The organism is Mycobacterium sp., from assembly GCF_052144515.1.
Classification (GTDB): domain Bacteria; phylum Actinomycetota; class Actinomycetes; order Mycobacteriales; family Mycobacteriaceae; genus Mycobacterium.
Genome location: NZ_JBKQQD010000417.1, coordinates 1 through 20,709, shown reverse-complemented (window position 1 = coordinate 20,709; position 20,709 = coordinate 1). Strand labels below are relative to the sequence as shown.

At 65.2% G+C, this 20,709-nt stretch carries 19 protein-coding genes, 1 tRNA gene and 1 pseudogene; 12 read left to right on the top strand and 9 right to left on the bottom strand.

The features are described from left to right. Nucleotides 1–8 precede the first annotated feature (8 nt). The 6 genes from ACLP9N_RS27680 to ACLP9N_RS27655 all read right to left on the bottom strand — a co-directional run bounded on the left by ACLP9N_RS27680 (nt 9) and on the right by ACLP9N_RS27655 (nt 5,783). Complete coding sequence (locus ACLP9N_RS27680; RefSeq protein WP_442410366.1) at nt 9–725, bottom strand: TetR/AcrR family transcriptional regulator; 717 nt, start codon at nt 723–725, stop codon at nt 9–11. A 136-nt stretch (nt 726–861) separates the two neighbouring features. Beyond that, nucleotides 862–2,130 (bottom strand): phosphoribosylamine--glycine ligase, encoded by a 1,269-nt coding sequence (gene purD / locus ACLP9N_RS27675; protein WP_442410365.1) that lies wholly within the window; start codon nt 2,128–2,130, stop codon nt 862–864. A 73-nt stretch (nt 2,131–2,203) separates the two neighbouring features. After that, nucleotides 2,204–2,641, bottom strand: a complete 438-nt coding sequence (locus tag ACLP9N_RS27670; RefSeq protein WP_442410364.1) for a carboxymuconolactone decarboxylase family protein — start codon at nt 2,639–2,641, stop codon at nt 2,204–2,206. Nucleotides 2,642–2,643: 2 nt separating this feature from the next. Next, entirely contained in the window at nt 2,644–3,543 is a 900-nt protein-coding gene (locus tag ACLP9N_RS27665; protein WP_442410363.1) for an NAD(P)-dependent oxidoreductase, read from the bottom strand. Beyond that, complete coding sequence (locus ACLP9N_RS27660) at nt 3,540–4,289, bottom strand: SDR family oxidoreductase (RefSeq protein ID WP_442410362.1); 750 nt, start codon at nt 4,287–4,289, stop codon at nt 3,540–3,542. The genes ACLP9N_RS27665 and ACLP9N_RS27660 overlap by 4 nt, the downstream gene beginning before the upstream one ends. A 24-nt stretch (nt 4,290–4,313) precedes the next feature. Beyond that, nucleotides 4,314–5,783 carry an aldehyde dehydrogenase gene (locus ACLP9N_RS27655; RefSeq protein ID WP_442410361.1) on the bottom strand — a complete coding sequence of 490 codons (1,470 nt, stop codon included), beginning with the start codon at nt 5,781–5,783 and terminating at the stop codon, nt 4,314–4,316. 183 nt (nt 5,784–5,966) lie between these two features. Between ACLP9N_RS27655 and ACLP9N_RS27650 the strand changes: the two genes are divergently transcribed. The 9 genes from ACLP9N_RS27650 to ACLP9N_RS27610 all read left to right on the top strand — a co-directional run bounded on the left by ACLP9N_RS27650 (nt 5,967) and on the right by ACLP9N_RS27610 (nt 14,552). Then, nucleotides 5,967–6,620 carry a TetR/AcrR family transcriptional regulator gene (locus tag ACLP9N_RS27650; protein ID WP_442410360.1) on the top strand — a complete coding sequence of 218 codons (654 nt, stop codon included), beginning with the start codon at nt 5,967–5,969 and terminating at the stop codon, nt 6,618–6,620. Then, nucleotides 6,617–7,834, top strand: a complete 1,218-nt coding sequence (locus tag ACLP9N_RS27645) for a cytochrome P450 (protein ID WP_442410359.1) — start codon at nt 6,617–6,619, stop codon at nt 7,832–7,834. Before ACLP9N_RS27650 ends, ACLP9N_RS27645 begins: the two co-directional genes overlap by 4 nt. After that, nucleotides 7,835–8,659, top strand: coding sequence for an SDR family oxidoreductase (locus ACLP9N_RS27640; RefSeq protein ID WP_442410358.1), 825 nt, complete (start codon nt 7,835–7,837; stop codon nt 8,657–8,659). Then, entirely contained in the window at nt 8,656–10,008 is a 1,353-nt protein-coding gene (locus tag ACLP9N_RS27635) for a cytochrome P450 (protein ID WP_442410357.1), read from the top strand. Before ACLP9N_RS27640 ends, ACLP9N_RS27635 begins: the two co-directional genes overlap by 4 nt. A gap of 12 nt (nt 10,009–10,020) precedes the next feature. After that, the gene (locus tag ACLP9N_RS27630) at nt 10,021–10,230 is read left to right on the top strand and encodes a ferredoxin (RefSeq protein WP_442410356.1); all 210 of its coding nucleotides are present in this window, start codon (nt 10,021–10,023) and stop codon (nt 10,228–10,230) included. 4 nt (nt 10,231–10,234) lie between these two features. Next, complete coding sequence (locus tag ACLP9N_RS27625; RefSeq protein ID WP_442410355.1) at nt 10,235–10,789, top strand: nuclear transport factor 2 family protein; 555 nt, start codon at nt 10,235–10,237, stop codon at nt 10,787–10,789. A 131-nt stretch (nt 10,790–10,920) separates the two neighbouring features. Then, nucleotides 10,921–12,048, top strand: coding sequence for an NDMA-dependent alcohol dehydrogenase (locus ACLP9N_RS27620; RefSeq protein ID WP_442410354.1), 1,128 nt, complete (start codon nt 10,921–10,923; stop codon nt 12,046–12,048). Nucleotides 12,049–12,062: 14 nt separating this feature from the next. Then, nucleotides 12,063–14,117 (top strand): oxidoreductase, encoded by a 2,055-nt coding sequence (locus ACLP9N_RS27615; protein ID WP_442410353.1) that lies wholly within the window; start codon nt 12,063–12,065, stop codon nt 14,115–14,117. A 15-nt stretch (nt 14,118–14,132) separates the two neighbouring features. After that, nucleotides 14,133–14,552: a ketosteroid isomerase family protein gene (locus tag ACLP9N_RS27610; protein ID WP_442410352.1), complete on the top strand. Its 420-nt coding sequence runs from the start codon at nt 14,133–14,135 to the stop codon at nt 14,550–14,552. 29 nt (nt 14,553–14,581) lie between these two features. On the opposite strand, the gene ACLP9N_RS27605 is transcribed toward ACLP9N_RS27610, so the two are convergent. Beyond that, complete coding sequence (locus ACLP9N_RS27605; protein ID WP_442410351.1) at nt 14,582–16,042, bottom strand: hypothetical protein; 1,461 nt, start codon at nt 16,040–16,042, stop codon at nt 14,582–14,584. 125 nt (nt 16,043–16,167) lie between these two features. Between ACLP9N_RS27605 and ACLP9N_RS27600 the strand changes: the two genes are divergently transcribed. Then, complete coding sequence (locus ACLP9N_RS27600) at nt 16,168–16,572, top strand: HIT family protein (RefSeq protein WP_442410350.1); 405 nt, start codon at nt 16,168–16,170, stop codon at nt 16,570–16,572. Here the strand turns inward: ACLP9N_RS27600 and ACLP9N_RS27595 are convergent. Together ACLP9N_RS27595 and phoP are read right to left on the bottom strand one after the other, a co-directional pair. Further along, a pseudogene (locus ACLP9N_RS27595) lies at nt 16,544–18,002 on the bottom strand (sensor histidine kinase). The gene ACLP9N_RS27600 and the pseudogene ACLP9N_RS27595 overlap by 29 nt on opposite strands. A 31-nt stretch (nt 18,003–18,033) precedes the next feature. Then, a complete protein-coding gene (phoP, locus tag ACLP9N_RS27590) occupies nt 18,034–18,753 on the bottom strand; it encodes a two-component system response regulator PhoP (protein ID WP_442410349.1) in 720 nt (239 codons plus the stop codon). Nucleotides 18,754–18,914: 161 nt separating this feature from the next. Between phoP and ACLP9N_RS27585 the strand changes: the two genes are divergently transcribed. Both ACLP9N_RS27585 and ACLP9N_RS27580 read left to right on the top strand, forming a co-directional pair. Beyond that, nucleotides 18,915–19,637, top strand: coding sequence for a hypothetical protein (locus ACLP9N_RS27585; RefSeq protein WP_442410348.1), 723 nt, complete (start codon nt 18,915–18,917; stop codon nt 19,635–19,637). Between the two features lie 28 nt (nt 19,638–19,665). After that, nucleotides 19,666–19,737, top strand: a tRNA-Thr gene (locus tag ACLP9N_RS27580). Nucleotides 19,738–20,709 lie beyond the last annotated feature (972 nt).

Here is a 20,709-nt window from a genome sequence, read left to right as displayed (position 1 = left end):
CTCTCCTGTCACCGTTGTAAGGCTCGTCGTAGTGCATCGATCCAGCTGTTCACGACACGGGAGTCGGCACGATACAGCGTGCCAGACGGTACGCCCAAGTAGCGCTCAATCACTTCGATGTGCGCCCCATAGGTGGCCGCTATCTCCTTCGCGTGCGGGGCGCCCGGTGAACCAAATGCCACGGCCATCAGCTGGTGGGCAAGCGCGTCCTGCAGCGCCTGAACGAGGACGACGATGATCGCACCAGCCTGCTCGGGATAGGCGGTGACGAATCGGTGCTCATTGACACCCTGACGTACGATCTCCGTCAACAGCGGCGCCAGTCGTTTCGCTACGGCCCGGTCAACCTGCAGTCGAAAGACAATATTGTCGGGCCCGTACCAAACGGGCAGCATCGCCACAAACAGGTCCTGGCGCAAGGACTTCCAGCGGATGATCTCGGCGAAGAATCGTTTCAACTTGCTGCTGGCCCCCAGCTTGGGGTTAGCAACAATCGGAGCAAGCACCTCCACCGATTCGCTCACAAGCCGCTCAGTCAGGGCCTCGATCACCGCCGGCTTGGAATCGAAATAATGGTAGAAGGCGCCCTTGGAGATCTGCAGGTCATCAAGAAGATCCTGAACCGTCAGCCGCTCGTAGCCCTCTGAAAGGACGAGCCGCTGCGCGGCATCCAGGATGGCGTCGCGCCGCGCGGCGCGTTCTGCAACGTTAACGGTCCGAGCCATCGACTCCACCAATACTTAGACCGACGGTTGGTTTATTAATTGATTCTGGCTCATCTCACCACCGTGGTCAAGGCGTCGCAGGTTGCAGCGACCACCAGCGGCAAGCGGGCCCCGCTCCTACGGAAGGTGTCGCCGGCTAGACGCGAATCTTGCCCTCGGCTGCCTGCAAACCGATATCGCGTCGGAAATGACTGCCAGGCAACCGAATTGAACCGAGGATATCGTATGCGTGCGTGCGTGCCGCGGCCAGGTCGGCCCCGGTGCCCACCACCGACAGCACCCGACCGCCCGACGAGACGATCGTGCCGTCGTCGCGGCGGGCCGTCCCGGCGTGTAGCACCCCCTCGGCTTCGGAGCCGACGATGACGTCTCCGACCCGAGGACGTCCTGGATAGTTTTCAGCCGCCAGCACCACCGTCACCGCGGTACCTTCACGCCAGCGCAACTCGCCGAAGTCGGACAGCGTACCGGTGCCTGCCGCGTACAGGAGCTGTCCAAGTGGCGAATCCAGCAGGGCTAGGACGGCCTGCGTTTCCGGATCGCCGAAGCGGCAATTAAATTCGACAACCGCCGGCCCGTTGGCGGTGATCGCGAGCCCGACATACAGTAACCCGCAGAACCGACTACCACGCCGAACCATCTCGGCTGCAACGGGTTCGGCGATCTGGGTCACCATTTCTCGGCAGACATCGTCGGGAAGCCACGGCAGCGGCGCATAAGCGCCCATGCCGCCGGTGTTGGGTCCGGTGTCCCCCTCGCCGGCCCGCTTGAAGTCCTGAGCCGGCAGCAACGGCAGCACGGTTTCACCGTCGACGACGCAGAACAGCGATACCTCCGGGCCGTCCAGGAAGGATTCCAGCAGCACCGGGTGCCCGGACTCGAGCAGCCCGGCGGCGTGTGCGCGCGCGACATCACGGTCCGCCGTCACCACCACGCCTTTGCCGGCGGCAAGTTGATCGTCTTTCACCACCCATGCGGGGTCGCCGGCGGGCGGCCCGAACCGGTCCAGGGCAGCATCCAAATTCGCTGGGTTGTCGATGATTTCGCTTTTGGCGGTGCGCACACCGGCGGCCAGCATGACCTCCTTGGCGAACGCCTTGGAACCTTCGATCTGGGCGGCGTCCTTGCTCGGCCCGAAGCAGACGATGCCGGCAGCGCGCACCGCGTCGGCCACTCCGAGCACCAGCGGCACCTCGGGTCCGATGACCACCATGTCGGCACGGACACCACGAGCAAGGGCGACGACGTCATCGCCGGAGGTGATCTCGACGTCGTGTTGCTCGGCCAGCCGGGCGGTGCCGGCGTTGCCCGGAGCGACGATCAGCCCCGTGACCTGCGGGTCTCTGCGGAGCGCCAGCAGTAGAGCATGTTCACGGGCACCGGAACCGATCACCAGGACGCGCACGACGGCCACTTTAGCGGGCCGCCGCACCATCCGACCGGGTGAGGTTTCGGCCCATCGGTGCGCCGGTCAGGCCCTAGCCGCGGGCCTCTCCGGCGTTCATCTTCAACGCGGCGTCGACGTTGGCCTTCTTGTCCTCTCCGGCGCCCTTGGCCGCGGCCTTCTTGCGCTTTGCCACGACGGCGCCGACCGCGCCGTTGAGCGCGGAACCCAGCGGGAATCCGAGGTAGTGGGTGAGGAAGACGGCCATCTCCTTCAGTTCGCTCTCGGTGAGCTCCCCATTGAGCAGCGCCGCGTTGATCTGGATCTCGGCCAGGTCGCGATTTCCGACCGCGGTCACTGCCGTCAGCGTCATGATGCGCTTGTCGCGCATCGACAATCCCGGCCGGCTCCAGATGGTGCCGAACAAGTGATCGACGGTGAGGTCGAAGTACGCATCGCCCTCGATGTTGGGCATCTCCCAGCCGTAGACCTCGTTCATCTTTTCGAGGCCTTTGCGGCGCAGTTCGTCCATCGTCACTCCTTCGTGTGTGGAACCCCGAGCCCATCGGCCAGGTTCTGCAATGCCAGCTTGGCAAGCGGTAGCTCGACGCCGACCGCTTCACCCAGTGCGAGCGCCAGGTTCAGATCCTTCTCACCGAGGCCCCGGGTGTGCAGGAAGGGCTGGTAGAGGAAGTGGTCCGGCTCCAGCGGGGCCATGTTCTCGCGGATCATGATCATGCCCCCACCCGTCGAGGCCTCGGTGTGCCGCACCACCCGACCGAGGGCCTGCAGATCCAGCCCGGCCCCCTCGGCCAATCTCAGGGCCTCGCAGGCCGCGGCGTAGTAGGTGAACGTCAACATGTTGCGCGCCAGCTTCATTCGCGTCCCCGCGCCGGGCTCGCCGGCGTGGATGATCAGCGACGCCCACTGCTTGAACACCGGCTTGACCTGCTCGTACACCTCACGCTCGGCGCCCACCATGGTGGCGAGTTCGCCCTTCGCCGCGACCGCGGCCCCGCCGCTGACCGGCGCGTCGGCGATGTGAATGCCCTGCGGCTTGAGTGCAACGGCCAGTTCGACCGCGGTCGTGTCGCTGATGGTCGAATGGATCGCGATGACGGTGCCCGGCTTGGCGCGCTCCGCCAACTGCCCCACCACATCGCGCACCTGCTCGTCGTTGAGCACGGTGACGCTGATGATGTCGGCATCGGCGACCTCGGCCACGCTCGCCGCCGCGGCGGCTCCGGCCTCGACGAACGGCGTCATCGCCTCGTCTCTGATGTCGAAGACCGTCAGGCCGCCGGGCCAGTCGAGGTAGCGCTTGGCCATCGGCGCGCCCTGGTTACCAAGCCCGATATACCCCAGCTTCAAGTCCTCTGACACGATGCGCCGCTCCTCCTCATCGCTTCGCTCTGCATCGTCGCCGGCGGTCATGACCGGATTATCTGTCCGCCGTCGACGTTGAAGATCTGCCCGGTGACCCACCGGGCCTCATCGGACAGCAGGAATAGGCACATGCCGACGACGTCCTCGGGCTGTCCCATGCGCGACAACGGAATTCCCTTGACGATGTCGGCAACCATTTCCTGCGGCGTGGTGGTGCGGTTGGCCTCGGTATCGATGGGGCCCGGCGCTATGGCGTTGATCCGAATGTTCTGCCCGCCGAGTTCACGCGACAACTGCTGGGTCAGGCCGTTGATCCCGACCTTGGCTAGCGCGTAGAAGTTCGCGTAAAGCCATGCTGCTGTGGAGGACTGGTTGACGATCGCCCCGCCGCCCCGCTTGGCCATCTTCTTGTACACCGCGCGGGTGCACCACAGCGCGCCGTCGAGGTTCACGCTCATGAACCTCTTGTAATACTCGGGGTCGACGGTGACCAGGAAGTCCAGCTTCATGCCGCCGAAGATCGCCGCGTTGTTCACCAGGTAGTCGATGCCGCCGAACTCGGCCAGCGTGCGGTCGGCCATCTCCTTGGCCGAGACCGGATCCGACACGTCGACGGGCAGAGCCAGCGCCGTACCGCCCTCGCCCTTGATCCCGTCGGCCACCTTCTCGGCGCCCTGCAGGTTGATGTCGGCGACGACGACGGCCGCGCCTTCACGGGCCAGCGCCTCGGCGTAGGCCTGGCCGATGCCGCCACCTGATCCGGTGACAATGGCCACTTTGTTTTCGAACCGCATTCTCCGAGCTCCTCTAGTTGACCTTTAGCTGGCTGAAGTCGCAATAGTTTTGGTTTCCAAGTACTCCTCGAAGCCGGCCAGACCCATCTCGCGGCCATTGCCGGACTGCTTGTAGCCGCCGAACGGCGCGTCGGCCGAGTACCAGACGCCACCGTTGACGTTGATGGTGCCCGCTCGGATCCGGGCGGCAATACCGGCGGCCCGGTCCGGGTCAGCGCCAAAGACGGTGCCCGACAAGCCGTATGGCGAGTCGTTGGCGATGCGCACCGCGTCGTCGTCGCCGTCGTAGGGGATCACCGTGAGCACCGGCCCGAAGATCTCCTCCTGTGCTACGCGGGCATCGTTGCCCAGACCGGCGATCACGGTGGGCTCGATGAAGAAACCGACCTCGCGGTCCGCCGGGCGACCGCCGCCGCACGCGAACGTCCCGCCCTCGGCGACCGCCGAGTCGAGGTAGCCCTGCACCCGATCCCGCTGGCGCGCCGAAATCAAAGGCCCGCAAATGGTTTTCGCGTCGTTGGGGTCTCCCGGCTTGATCCCGCCCATGGTGGCGGCCGCGATGGAGACCGCTTCATCGTAGCGGGTCCGCGGCACCAGCAGCCGGGTGGTGATCGCGCACCCCTGCCCGGCATGCATGCACACCGAGAACCCCGCCACCCCGGCGGCACCGCCTAAGTCGGCGTCATCGAGCACAATGAAGGCCGACTTGCCGCCCAACTCCAGAAACACCTTCTTGATGGTGGCGGCACCGTCAGCCATCACGCTGCGACCGGTGGCCGTTGAGCCGGTGAACGAAACCATATCCACCCGAGGGTCTTTGGCCAGCATGGCGCCGACGCCGTGGTCACTGGAGGTGACGATGTTGATTACGCCGGGCGGAAAGTCGGTGTGTTCGGCGATGAGTTCCCCGAGCACCGCCGCACACCATGGCGTGTCGGGCGCGGGCTTCAGGACGACGGTGTTACCGGCGGCCAGCGCGGGACCGATCTTGGCGAGGTTGATCTGATGTGGGAAGTTCCACGGGGTGATGGCGCCGACAACCCCGACGGCTTCCCGTGCGATCGTGCGCCGGGTGGGGATCCCCATCGGCGACGCGTCACCGAGATCCTGATTCCACACGTAGGACTCGGCCGTGTCGGCCGCGAACGCCAGGTCATTGACGGGGGACTCCAGCTGGGCGATGGCGGTAAGCATCCGCGGCGCGCCTACCTCGGCGATGGTGATCTCGCGCAGCTCTTCGAGATGCTCTTTCATCGCATCGCGCAGTTGGCGAACACACCGGACGCGCAGTTCGGTGTTGCGCGACCAGTCGGTCTCGTCGAAGGCACGCCGCGCGGCGTCGATGGCGCGGCCCATGTCGTCGGCGTCGGCGTCGGCGGCGACGCCCAGCACTTCCTCGGTGGCCGGGTTGACGGTCGGAAAGGTGCCCGCGCTGCCGGGGCACGGCTTGCCGTCGATGAACAGTGCACTCACGCCGTCGGCGATCAACGCCATCTTGCCGCTCCAATCGAATGGACACTTGTCCGATATTGCCTCCCCGAACCATAGCCTCCGGGTTCTCAGCGGTGCAAGACCCGATATCGCCAGGCCGCATTAACCGGTCGAAGATGGCGTCTTTACCTGCTAATTATCCGAACACGCTTGCTTCACGTCGTGACTATCCTCTAGCTTGGACATGTGTCCAGCGATGCACTGGCTGTGTCCACCTCCGAGGCCGCCTCCGAGGTCACCCCTCAGACCGCGCCGCCACGCAACCGCCGCCAGGAGGAAACCTTCCGCAAGGTGCTGGCGGCCGGCCTGGAGACGTTGCGAGAGAATTCGTACGCCGACCTGACGGTGCGCATGGTGGCGGCGCGAGCCAAAGTGGCCCCGGCGACCGCCTACACCTACTTCTCGTCGAAGAACCACCTGATCGCCGAGGTCTACCTCGACCTGGTCCTGCGGGTTCCCTACTTCACCGACGTCAACGACCCCATGCCCACCCGGGTGAAGAGGGTGTTGCACCACCTGGCGCTGGTGGTCGCCGACGAACCCGAAGTTGCCGCCGCCTGTACGACGGCGCTGCTGGGCGGCGGCGCCGACCCTGCGGTACGCGCCGCACGCGACCGGATCGGCGCGGAGATCCACCGCCGCATCACGTCTGCCATCGGCCCCGGCGCGGAACCCAGCACAGTGTCGGCGCTCGAGATGGCCTTCTTCGGCGCACTAGTGCAGGCGGGCAGCGGGGAATTCACCTATCGCAAGATCGCGGACCGGTTGGATGACGTGGTGCGGCTCATCCTGGCCGGAGCCGAAAATTCAAGCGGGAACGAGCCCGGGAGTAAGGGATGACAGTTCACGTTGGCGGGCCCGAATTGGTGCTCGATCCCTATGACTACGACTTCCACGAAGATCCGTATCCGTACTACAAGCGGCTGCGCGACGAAGCTCCGCTGTATCACAACGAGGAACTCGGCTTCTGGGCGCTGTCGCGGCACCGCGACGTGCACCAGGGCTTCCGCAACAGCACCACACTGTCCAACCGCGACGGCGTCTCACTGGACCCGGCATCGCGCGGACCGCACGCCTCCAAGACCATGTCATTTTTGGCGATGGACGATCCCGACCACTTACGGCTGCGCACCCTGGTATCAAAAGGATTCACACCCAGGCGGATTCGCGAGCTCGAGCCGCGCGTCACCGAGATCGCGGAACAGCACCTCGACACCATGTTGGAAAAGGCCAGCGGTAAAACCGTCGACTACATCGACGAGTTCGCCGGCAAGCTGCCCATGGACGTCATCTCCGAGCTGATGGGAGTACCCGAGCCGGACCGCGCCCAGGTGCGCGCCTGGGCGGACAGCGTCATGCACCGCGAGGATGGCGTCACCGACGTACCGCCTTCGGCGATCGAGGCGTCGATCAACCTGATCGTCCACTACCAGGGCATGATCGCCGAGCGCCGCAAGAAGCCCACCGACGACCTCACCACTGCGCTGCTGGAAGCGGAGATCGACGGGGACCGGCTCACCGACGAGGAAGTCCTCGGGTTCATGTTCCTGATGGTGATCGCCGGCAACGAAACCACCACCAAGCTCCTTGCCAACGCCGCGTTCTGGGGCCACAAGAACCCGGACCAACTGACGCCGGTGTACGCCGACCTGTCCCAGGTGCCGCTGTGGGTCGAGGAGACTTTGCGCTACGACACATCCAGCCAGATTCTGGCCCGCACCGTCTCCGGCGAGCTCAACCTCTACGACACCACCATCCCCGAAGGGGACATCCTGTTGCTACTGCCCGGTTCGGCCCACCGCGACGAGCGGGCATTCGACAACCCCGACGATTATCTGATTGGGCGCGAAATCGGGCCCAAGCTGCTGAGTTTCGGTAGTGGCGCGCACTTCTGCCTGGGTGCCCATCTGGCCCGGATGGAAGCCCGGGTCGCGCTCACCGAACTGTTCAAGCGAATCCGCGGCTACCAGGTCGACGAGGCCAACGCCGTCCGCGTCCACTCTAGTAATGTCCGCGGGTTCGCCCACCTACCAATCACCTTGGAGGCCAGGTAAATGCCCCGCTTCGAGCCCCATCCGGCCCGCCGGCCCGCGATCGTCGCCGGAGCGTCGTCAGGCATCGGCGCGGCCACCGCCGTTGAGCTTGCCGCGCATGGCTTTCCGGTGGCGCTCGGCGCACGGCGCGTCGAGAAGTGCGAGGAGATCGTCCAGAAGATCCGCGCCGACGGGGGCGAGGCTGTTGCCCTCCCCCTCGACGTCACCGATCCCGAGTCCGTCAAGGGTTTCGTGCACCAGGCCACCGAGCAGCTCGGCGACATCGAGGTATTGGTCACCGGGGCGGGCGATACCTATTTCGGCAAGCTGCACGAAATCGACACGGCAGCCTTCGAATCGCAGATCCAGATCCACCTGATCGGGGCCAATCGACTGACCACCGCTGTGCTGCCGGGCATGGTCGAGCGTCAGCGCGGCGACCTGATCTTCGTCGGTTCCGATGTCGCGCTGCGGCAGCGTCCGCACATGGGCGCCTACGGTGCCGCTAAGGCCGGGCTGGTGGCGATGGTGACCAACCTGCAGATGGAGCTCGAAGGCACCGGCGTACGCGCGTCGATCGTGCACCCGGGCCCAACCAAGACCGGCATGGGCTGGAGCCTGCCGGTCGAGCTGATCGGCCCGGCGCTCGCGGACTGGGCCAAGTGGGGTCAGGCGCGCCACGACTATTTCCTGCGGGCGGCCGACCTGGCCCGAGCAATCGCCTTCGTCGCGGAGACGCCCAGGGGCGGCTTCGTGGTCAACATGGAGCTTCAGCCCGAGGCGCCGTTGGCCGCGACAAAAGAACGTCAGCACCTGAAAGTGGACGAGAAAGCCTTGGACTCATGACAACAGCGATCGTGCCGCGCGTCTCCGGCGGAGAAGAAGAACACGGCCATCTCGAGGAGTTCCGCACCGACCCGATCGGGCTGATGCAACGGGTCCGCGACGAGTGTGGTGACATCGGCTGGTTCCAGCTGGCCGACAAGCACGTCACCCTGCTCTCCGGTGCCGAGGCCAACGAGTTCTTCTTCCGTTCCGCCGACGAGGATCTCGACCAGGCCGAGGCCTACCCCTTCATGACGCCGATTTTCGGCAAGGGTGTGGTCTTCGACGCCAGCCCCGAGCGGCGGAGCGAGATGCTGCACAACACCGCGCTGCGTGGCGAGCACATGAAGGGTCATGCGGTCACCATCGAGAACGAAGTGCGAAGAATGATCGCCAACTGGGGCGACGAAGGCGAGATCGAACTGCTCGACTTCTTCGCCGAGTTGACCATCTACACCTCGACGGCGTGTCTGATCGGGGTGAAGTTCCGCAATCAGCTCGACCATCGCTTCGCTGAGTACTACCACCTGTTGGAGCGCGGCACCGATCCGCTGTGCTACGTCGATCCATACATGGACATCGAGAGCTTCCGGGTCCGGGATCAAGCCCGCATCGGCCTGGTCGAATTGGTACAGGGTGTGATGAACCAGCGCATCGCCAACCCACCCGAGGACAAGAGCGACCGCGACATGCTCGACGTGCTCGTTTCGATTAAGGACGAGCAGGGAAATCCCCGCTTCTCCGCCGACGAGATCACCGGGATGTTCATCTCGCTGATGTTCGCCGGCCACCACACCAGTTCGGGCACCTCGTCGTGGACGTTGATCGAAATGATCCGCCATCCCGACGTCTACGCCGAAGTGGTCAAGGAGCTCGACGACCTCTACGCCGATGGCCAGGCGGTGAGTTTCCATGCGCTGCGACAGATTCCGAAACTGGACAACGTTCTCAAGGAGACCCTGCGCCTGCATCCGCCGCTGATCATCCTGATGCGGGTGGCCCAGGGCGAATTCGAGGTCGGAGGCTACCCGATCCACAAAGGCGACTTCGTCGCGGCGTCCCCGGCGATCTCCAACCGGATTCCCGAAGACTTCCCGAGTCCGAATTCCTTCGATCCGGACCGCTACGAGAAGCCGCGGCAGGAGGATCTGGTCAACCGCTGGACCTGGATACCGTTCGGCGCCGGCAGGCACCGCTGCGTCGGAGCCGCGTTCGCGCAGATGCAGATCAAGGCGATCTTCTCGGTTCTGTTGCGCGAGTACGAGTTCGAGATGGCGCAGCCCGCCGACAGCTACCACAACGACCACTCCAAGATGGTCGTGCAGCTGGCCCGGCCGGCCAAGGTGCGCTACCGCAAGCGCAACGCGTAAGGAGTACGGGTCATGGGCTCATTCAGGATCGAAGCGGATCTAGATTTGTGCCAGGGCCACGCCATGTGCGAACTGGAGGCACCGGACTACTTCCGTGTGCCCAAGCGGGGCAAGGTCGAGATCATCGACTCCGAACCGCCAGAGGACGCCCGCGACGAGGTCGAGCGGGCCGTCGAAACATGCCCTACCCGAGCACTATTCATCAAAGAGAAAGAAGACTGAGGACATGTCATCCAAGGCGTCATTCACGCGCGCAGAACTCGACGAGTGGGTGCAGAACTGGCTGCAGGCCAACAAGGACTGCGAAAAGGCGGGCGATTGGAAGCCGTTGGCCGACTTTTACGCCCCCGAGGCCACCTACGGCTGGAACATCGGCCCCAAAGAAGACGTGATGTGCGTCGGTATCGACGAGATCCGCGATATCGCGCTCGGCCTCGAGATGGAGGGGCTGGAAAACTGGCAGTACCCCTACCAGAAGGTCCTCGTCGACGACAAGCAGGGCGAGATCGTCGGTTTCTGGAAACAGGTCGTGCTCGACGGAGAAGGCGGTCAGCAGGAGATCTACGGCATCGGCGGCAGCTGGTTCCGGCTCAACGCCGACAAGCTCATCGAGTGGCAGCGCGACTTCTTCGACTTCGGTCACGTCTCGGCGCTCTATATGCAGCTGATCAAGGAAGGGAAGTTGTCGGCCGGCATGCAGAAGAGGATCGAGCGCAGCATGGCCGGCGAAAAGCTCCCGGGCTACTACCCGCTGGGCCAGACCCCGGTTCCGATCTGGTGATCCCCATTGTTTACTGTGCGGTGACGCACGTCATAATGGTCTGCGAATAAGAACACGTTCTAATTGCCGTCCGGCCCCGGCCGGCCCCTTTCACCGACACTCGGGTCAGGGGATGCTAGTGGAGGTCCTTCATGAAGACAAAAGGCGCGCTGATCTGGGAATTCAACCAGCCGTGGTCCATCGAGGAAATCGAGATCGGTGACCCGGTCAAGGATGAAGTCAAGATCCAGATGGAAGCGGCCGGGATGTGCCATTCGGATCACCATCTAGTCACCGGTGGCATCCCGATGGCAGGCTTCCCGGTTCTCGGCGGCCACGAGGGTGCGGGCATCGTCACCGAGGTCGGCCCCGGCGTGGAAGACCTCGCCCCGGGCGACCACGTGGTGCTGTCGTTCATCCCGTCCTGCGGGACGTGTCCGACATGTCAGGCGGGCATGCGTAACCTGTGCGACCTGGGTGCCGGGCTGCTGGGCGGCCAAGCGGTCTCCGACGGCACGTTCCGCATCCAGGCCCGCGGCCAGAACGTCTTCCCGATGACGCTGCTGGGCACGTTCTCGCCGTACATGGTCGTGCACCGCGCCTCCGTGGTGAAGATCGACCCGTCGATCCCGTTCGAGGTCGCCGCGCTGGTCGGCTGCGGCGTGACCACCGGCTACGGCTCGGCGGTCCGCACCGCCGACATCCGGCCGGGTCAGGACGTCGCCATCGTCGGCGTCGGCGGCGTCGGCATGGCCGCGCTGCAGGGTGCCGCGAACGCCGGCGCGCGCTACATCTTCGCGATCGACCCGGTGGAGTGGAAGCGCGATCAGGCCCTCAAGTTCGGCGCCACCCATGTCTACCCCGACATCAACGCTGCGCTGATGGGCATGGCCGAGGTCACCTACGGATTGATGGCCCACAAGGTCGTGGTCACCGTCGGCGAGCTGCACGGCGCCGACATCGACAACTACCTCAACATCACCCAAAAGGGCGGCACCTGCGTGCTGACCGCCATCGGCAGCCTGCTGGACACCAACGTGAACCTGAACCTCGCGATGTTGACCCTGATGCAGAAGAACCTGCAGGGCACGATCTTCGGCGGCGGCAACCCGCAGTTCGACATCCCGCAACTACTGTCGATGTACAAGGCCGGCAAGCTGAACCTGGACGACATGGTCACCACCCAGTACCGCCTCGAGCAGATCAACGAGGGCTACCAGGACATGCTGAACGGCAAGAACATTCGCGGCGTCATCCGCTACACGGACGCGGACCGGTAACCGACCGGTCCTGAGTGGCCGCCTTTCCGCACCTGTTGGCGCCGGGGCGAATCGGCGCCATGGCGCTGCGCAACCGGCTGGTCATGTCTCCGATGGAGACGATGTACGGCACGCCCGATGGCCTGCCGTCGGAGCACACGCGTGACTATTTCGCCGCACGCGCCAAGGGCGGGGTCGGCCTGATCACGTTGGGTGCCACCGGAATCGACCATCAGCACCCCGAGACTCCCGGCGGCCTGCATCTGGGCACCGACGCCGCGGTCGACGCGCACCGCGCACTGGTAGAGGTGGTACACGAACACGGCGCCAAGATCCAGCCGCAGATCGTGCACGCTGGGCCCGACGGCCTGGGACCGGAGATGTTCGGCGTTGACTCGTTGGGGCCCTCGGCGATTCCGTCCTACCTCACCGGCCGGCCGTCGCACGAAATCACGCAGGAGCAGCTGACCGAGGTGTTCGACTTGTTCAAGGCCGCGGCGCGACGCGCCGTGCAGGCCGGATACGACGGCATCGAGCTACACGCCGCACATGGCTACCTGTTGCTGGGCTCTTTCCTTGCCCCACAACGCAATCGGCGCATCGACGACTATCGAGGCGATTCGGCGCCCGGTCGGGTCCGGGTGGTACTGGAGGCGCTGGCCGCAATTCGGTCCGAGATCGGCGACGCCCTGCCCATCACGCTGCGCATCTCCGGGTACGAACGGGTCGCCGGAGGCCGGCCGATCTACGAAACCGCCCGGCTAGCACCCGAACTCGTGGCCGTCGGCGTGGACGCGTTCCACGTCAGCGGAGGCGTGATCGATCGGCTCGTCACCGGGATGGTCAATGCCGCCGACGACGGCGATGAACTCAACGTTGGCGCCGCGGCCGCGGTCAAGCAGGTGGTCGACGTGCCGGTGATCGCCGTCGGCCGAATTCACGACCCCGTACGGGCCGAGAAGATCCTGGCCGACGGGCGCGCAGATTTCATCGCCATGGGACGGCCGCTGCTGGCGGACCCCAACCTGGCGCACAAGCTGCAGTCGGGGCAGTCGCACCGGGTTCGCAAGTGCATCTCCTGCGAAAACTGCATCGACGCAATGGAACAACGCTTCTCCGTCGACTGCGCCGTCAATCCCCGCACCGGTAAGGAACGCGAGCTGGCGGCACCCCGCACGATTCGCACCAAGCGTGTGGCGGTGATCGGCGGCGGCCCGGCTGGGCTGGAGGCAGCCCGCGTCGCCGCCGAACGCGGGCACCGGGTCACGCTTTTCGAGCGCAGCGGCCAGCTGGGCGGCGCCCTGCGTTGGGCGTGCGTTCTGCACCCGGAAAACCAGCCGTTCCTGCGCTATCTGCGCGACGAAATCCGGGCCAGCACCGTGAACGTGGTTCTGCATCAGGATGTTTCGGCCCACGATGTGGTTCGCACCGCGCCCGACGCGGTGGTGGTGGCCACTGGAGGTCATGTGGCGGTGCCAGCAATTCCGGGCGCCGACCTGCCGCACGTGCTCACGGGGCCAGGTTTGCGCGAATTGCTTGGCGGACAAGCTGATTCCGCCTTCCCGGCCTGGCAGCGCCTGGGTGCTCAGGTACTGGGCGGCTGGCGGCAGCGGCTGATGCGCCCCGCCGCGATCCGGTTGACCACCCGCGCCTGGATGCCGCTCGGCCGGCGAGTCGCGATCATCGGCGGTGACCTGGTGACCCTCGAGCTCGCCGAGTTTCTCGCGAGCCGCGGCCGGCTGGTGTCAATACTCGAGTCCGGCAAGGACATCGCTCCGGAAGTGGGCAACAAGCGCAAGACCGAACACATGGATCGGCTCGACCGCCTCGGTGTCACCGTCCACGTCCGCGCCGCCGTCGAGCGAATCACCACCGCCAGCGTGGTTTTCACACCCACCGGCGGGACCAGCCGGGAGCTGCCCACCGATAGCGTCATCCTGGCCGGAACGGTCGAACCAGACACCGGATTGTTCGATGCGCTGGTCGCCGCCTTGCCCGACGCCGCCGTGCACGCGGCCGGCGACTGCAGCGGGCTTGGCCTTATCCGTAAAGCCACCGAAGAGGGTGCCCGCGCCGCGTGCGCCATCTAGAGAAGGGAAACAGCAATGACCCAAACAGTCCAAACCCCCGCATTGGCCGCCTCGCAGGCGTCGTGGCGCTGCGTGCAAGCCCACGATCGCGAAGGCTGGCTGGCGTTGATGGCCGACGACGTCGTCGTCGAAGACCCCATCGGCAAATCCGTCACCAACCCGGATGGCAATGGGGTGCGGGGCAAAGAGGCCGTCGGTGTTTTTTATGACACCAACATCGCGGCCAACCAGCTGACGATCACGTGCGAGGAGACGTTCCCGTCCAGCTCGCCCGACGAGATCGCCCATATCCTGGTGCTGCACAGCAAGTTTGAGGGCGGCGTCACCAGTGAGGTGCGCGGGGTGTTCACCTACCGCGTCAACGACGCCGGCCTGATCGTAAACATGCGCGGGTACTGGAACCTGGACATGATGAAATTCGGCAAGGAAGAATGAGCCGAGGCAAAGACCCATCAAAGGCCTAGTCATAGGCCCAGGCCGATACGTCCGATTCCGGTGATGTTGCCCTGCATGATCTTGTTGTCCATCAGGACCATAGTGGGGGTTTCGATCGGGTCGCTGAGGATGCTGGCCGATTTCGGTTGCTGGATTATGAGTCCCCCTGAGTTGGGGTCGACGACGGCGTAGGCGAAGAGGTCAAGCGGTGTGGTTTTGTCCGGCCCGATCCGGGTGATGGTGTAGATCAGGCTGTCCGGAATGGACAGGTGCGGTAGCGCCGCACTGCGAACCTTGTTCTCCCACACGGTGTGACAGCCGGGGCTGTCCAGGTCGACCCTGGTCATCCCGCCGACGAACGGCGCCGTCGGCGGCATCGCCGGTGGAGCGCCCGCCGGGACGGTCGGGTACGGATACCCGTAGGTGCTGGTTACGAACACCGATCGTCCGATGCCGATCGGCGCGTTCTCACTGCCTGGGCCGCCCTGGGTCAAAACCGTTTGCTCGCATGCCAGTTGGCCCGTCCCGGACTGGTAGATCAGCGCGTGCACCTGGGGGCTGGCGTTGTCGACGATGGTCAGGTAATCGGCCCCGGTGGTGGGGCCGAAATACACGGGGGTGGAGCCGGTCCCCCAGCTGAGTTGTCCGGGCTTGCGGCCGGGGCCGCGATCATACGCTGCGCGCCAGAGGATTTGCGGGTTCCCGGCGCCGTCGAGGTTCAGCTCGTAGAGGGCAAAGGTGGTCGCGACGGCGACGCGACCGCTCGGTGCCGACGAGATGCTGTTGGCCACTTGCTCGCCGGCGGGCAGCTGCAGGCTGGTAACGCCGCCGCCCAGCTTGGCCACTCCCACCACGCCGTTACCGGTGGCGAACCAGACGTTGCCCGCATAGTCGGGAACCAGGCCGACCGAGCCGTCGCCGGACGGTATCACGCTGGACACGTCGGTGGACTCGGTGACGGTCAGCTTCCAGCGGCCCAGCGCACCGTCCCTGGCATGACTGACGCGCAGTAGGTGGTTGCTTCCGTCGATCATCACCACCCGGTTCTCGTTGTCCAGGTAGGCATACACACCGCCAAGCAGGGTGCCCTTGGCTACCTGCAGGCTTGCCAGCGGGACGACGCGCGGGGCGACACCGCCGGGATCGATCAGGAAGATGGTCGGCACCTGGTTGACATCGGCGGTGCACAACGCCAGCACCAGGCCATCGGTGCCCTGCATGATCGTCGGACACGCCGCCAGCAGCGGGTACGCGAAGATCGCCGTCGGCAGGTTGGAGCCCGGCCCGGGCAGCGGTCCCGCATCCGACGATTCGGCGTCATTGTGCAAGGACGCGAGGCCCTGCGGCGCCATGAACGGGTTGGGTGGCGCCAGCGGCCCCCACGCGGCGGCCGCCCGGGCGGTCGCGGGAATGACCATCGGTATCAGTGCTGGGGCGCAAGCGGTCAGTACTGCCACCGGAATGGCCAGCACTGCGGCAGGAAACCGCACGAATGGTCTCCTCCCAGGATTGGGTCACAGTGGATTTTGGCGATCGTGCAGAACGACCACAGAACGACGACGCAACGACTCGTTAACGATTCGCCTGCTGTTGCGCTGAACCTATGCTTGAGAGCATGGCGTCGATCTTCACCAAGATCATCAACCGTGAACTACCTGGCCGCTTCGTCTATGAGGACGACGACGACGTCGCGTTCCTGACGATTGAGCCGATGACACAAGGCCACACGCTGGTGGTGCCGCGCGCCGAGATCGATCAGTGGCAGGGCGTGGAACCCGCGGTATTCAACCGCATCATGAGGGTGAGCCAACTGATCGGCAAGGCGGTGTGCAAAGCTTTCAGAGCCGAGCGTGCGGGGCTGATCATCGCCGGGCTGGAAGTGCCCCACCTACACGTGCACGTGTTCCCCACCCGCAGCCTGAGCGACTTCGGCTTTGCCAACGTCGACCGCAACCCCTCACCGGAATCGCTGGACCAGGCCCAAGCCAAGATCAAGGCGGCGCTGGCTCAACTGGCGTGAACCGGCTCGGGTGCCGACATGTCGCTGACGCGCGGCAGGGTGACGCGGAAGCAGCAGCCCTCCCCCGGCGCGGTTGTCACCGTGACCAGACCGCCGTGGGCGTGCACCAAGGAGTCGACGATCGACAGCCCGAGCCCGGTACCGCCGCTGGCCCGCGCCCGGGACGAGTCGGTGCGATAGAACCGCTCGAACACCCGGGACGCATCCTCCTGACTCATGCCCGGACCTTTGTCAGCCACTTCGAGCACCGCGTCGTCGCCGTCGGTGCCGACCCGCACGATGACGTCGGCACTGGTCGGGGTGTGCTGCAAAGCATTCACGACGAGGTTGCTCAGCACCTGGCGAATCCGCGGCTCATCACCGACCACCTCCGGGGTGCCCGGACCGTCGAGGACCTCCATGGTGATGGTGCGCTGGGGGTCGATCGCCTGCGCGTCGTGCACGGCGTCGCTGGCCAGCGCCAGCAAGTCCAGCCGATTGTGTTCGAGCGGCCGTTGCACGTCCAGCCGGGCCAGCAACAGCAAATCGTCCACCAGCAAGCCCATCCGGCTTGCTTCACTTTCGATCCGCGACAGCAGCATCGCGACGTCGCGGGCAGCGCCCTGCCGATACAACTCGGCGAACCCACGAATGGTGGTCAGCGGTGTGCGCAGTTCGTGGCTGGCGTCGGTGATGAACCGTCGCATCCGGTCCTCTGAACCGCGGGCCGTCTCCGCCGAAGACTCCGAAGACGCCACCGCTTGCTGGATCTGGGTGAGCATCCCGTTGAGCGCCAACGAAAGTCGGCCCACCTCGGTACGGGGGTCGCGTTCCGGCACCCGGCGATCCAACTGGCCCGACGCGATCGCCGCAGCGGTTTGCTCGACCTCCGACAGCGGTCGCAGGCTGCGCTGCACCACGGCAAAGCTGACGATTCCGACCACAACCAGCACCGCCACCCCGATGCCGAACTGCAGCCAGACCAGCGAACGGACCGTGTGCTGGACATCGGACAGGTCGACCGCAACCGTGGTCAGGCCGTGCGGCCCGCGCACCGACACAGCTCGCCACAGAATGTCCGAGCCGTTGACCGAGGGCAGCGTCACCGGATTGAGACCGACGTCGTTGTCGGGCGGTAGCGCCGGCTCGGCGTTCCGGTCGTTGATGGCCGTGAAGGTGGTGCCGTCGGAACCGATGCCCCGCACGTAGAACTTCGACGGCGGCCGACCCGGGTCTGGGCCCTCGTAGGGGGGCGCTGATTGCCTACGCGGCGCCTGCGCCCAGCTGCGCGACGCCTCGAGTAGGTTCGAGTCGATGCGGCTGATCAGGCTGTGACGCAGGATCGAGGTAACCGCGACCCCCGAGGTCACCAGACCGCAAGCCACCAGCAACAGGGTGGCGGCCACTAGGCCAATCCGCAGCGGCAATCCGCGTCGAGATTGTTTGGCCATACCCGTACTCTTCGCTCTCGCCGACTAACGCTTAGCGCGGCTCCCGCAATACATAGCCCACGCCGCGCAACGTGTGCAGCAGCCGCTTGTCGCCGGTGTCGATCTTGCGGCGCAGATATGACACATAGGATTCCACGACATTCACGTCACCGCCGAAGTCGTAGCGCCAGACGTGGTCGAGGATCTTCGGTTTGCTCAGCACCGTGCCCGCGTTGATCACGAAGTAGCGCAGCAGGGTGAACTCGGTGGGTGACAGCGACACCGGCTCGCCGGCCTTCCACACCTCGTGGGTCTCCTCGTCGAGTTCGATATCGGCGAACGTCAGTCGGGCACTGCGAGGTTCCGCGCCACCCTTGCCGGCGCGGCGCAGGATGACCCGCAGCCGGGCGACGACCTCCTCCAGGCTGAAGGGCTTCGTCACATAGTCGTCGCCGCCCAGGGTCAGGCCGGCGATCTTGTCCTGTAGCGAGTCACGGGCGGTCAAAAACAGCGCCGGGGCGTCGATGCCGTCGGCACGCAGCCGGCGCAGCACCCCGAAGCCGTCCATACCGGGCATCATCACGTCGAGGATCACCGCGTCCGGTCGGGCTTCACGTGCCCGGTCCAGCGCCGCGGCTCCGTTGGTCGCGGTATGGACCTCGAAGCCCTGGAACTTGAGACTCACAGAGAGCAGTTCGACGATGTTGGCCTCGTCGTCGACGACCAGGACACGCGCTTCGGGTGTCGTTTCGGTTGGGGTTGCCGCTGTCATGAGGTCAGTTCCCTCGCACTTGGTTGTACGTTAGCTTCGCAAGCATTGTGTAGTTCCTGAGAGCCGGTTGCCAACAGTCTGATAATAGTCTGCCAGCAATCGTTGCTTTGGCCCAGGACGCTTCAGGCGTCTTGGGTGCGCGTCGTGAATAGACTCGCGGTATGAACCTCGGCAAAAGCATCGTGGCCCTGGCGACCGCCCCGGCGCGCATCGGACTCGCCGCCACGGAGGTGAGCTTGAACCTCGCAACCGCGGGCCTTGGCCTGGCGAAGCAGACGTTGAGCGAGGGCGGCAGCGGCTCGAACGCGATGGCCAACATGTTGGGGATCGATGATGCACTCGCACGCGCCAACCGGCTAGCCAGGCTGCTGGATGATGATGCCCCGCTGGGACGCGCGATCGCGCCGGAGGGGCCGCTGGACCGGCTGCTGCGCCCGGGCGGGTTGGTCGATCTGGTGACAGCGCCCGGCGGTTTGCTCGACCGCCTGACCGCCGACGGCGGCGGGTTGCAGCGCGCGCTGCAGCCCGGCGGGCTGGCCGATCGACTGCTGGCAGAGGACGGGATGATCGAACGGCTGCTGTCCGAAGACGGGGTAGCCGAGCGGCTGCTCGCCGAGGGTGGACTGGTCGACAAAATCACGGCCAAGGACGGACCACTCGAGCAACTCACCGACCTCGCCGACACCCTGGCTCGGCTGGCGCCCGGGATGGAGGCGCTGGAACCGGCCATCGCCACCCTGCAAGACGCCGTCACGGCGCTCACCCTGGTGGTCAACCCGTTGAGCGACATCGCTTCGCGCATTCCGTTTCCCGGGTTCCGTTCTCCGCGCCGCTCGTCGTCGCGGCCGGTGCGCCCGCAACGCGTCATCGACGCCGACGGGTGAGCCGTTAGGCTTGCACCCGGTTAACCACGCCTCCTTAGCTCAGTGGTAGAGCACTCGCCTTGTAAGCGAAAGGTCGTCAGTTCAATCCTGACAGGGGGCTCCCTCTCACTGCGGAATATCCGCTGGTAGACGCCGTTTTTACGTCGCATATCCACGTGCTTACGTCCGCCGTGCCAACATTTCTGCCCAACCGACAGCACGCTTCTGAGCCTGACTCAACAAACCGCCCAGCAGTCCGCCCGCAGCAGCGACTAGGGCCAGGAAAACTTGCTATCGGTCCTGCTGGTCAGCGGTTGCCGCCCGGGAATCCGGCTCGGACCGCCCACACCGTGGGGCGCCATCTGCGCTGGGGCAAAGTCGTCGACATCGACGCCAACTCGAAGACTCCCAAGTCGTCGCCGAATCTATGAAAGTGTTCGCCGCGCACGGCGTGCAGGAAGCACTCGCTGACCCAATCGTCAGCTGAACATATCTTTCGTCGTGTTTCTTTGTCCCCGACGGAATAGTCAAGATCTGTGGATTGGCGTGTCACGCGACTTGCTGATTACCTCCTGATTCGTCGGGTCATTCGACGCGCGTGCCCTTATCGAACCTGGCGCCGGCTCTTGATCAGACGTAATTGGACTTTCAGATCATTCTCGGGGAGGTGCGCCCATTGACGTCGCGAGGCCGAGGGCCATCCACAGGTTCTGATCATTGCTCGACCGCACCTTATATAGAAAACAGAGATCGTCAGACAGCGGTGAATTTGCATTCACTCCGTCTCGAAAGAGGCGAAATACGAGGCTCTCAAAACTCTGTGTCGGAATCACCGTGAACGCGGACGACCCATCGTGAATGTGTCGCAGTCAAGCTCGTCGGGACGGGCGCTGCCGGTGGAGCCGGACGCCAACCCGGTAGAGGCTGTGACCTGGCTGATCACCAGCAACAACCTCACGCCATGGCATCTAGTGGTCTGTCTCGTCATTGGTTGACCGCTTGGAGCGCGACGCGCCCGCGGGCGACTTTGGCGAGGATGTCTTCGGCGGTGGCGGTCCATACGAATGGTTTGGGGTCGTTGTTGTGCGCGGCG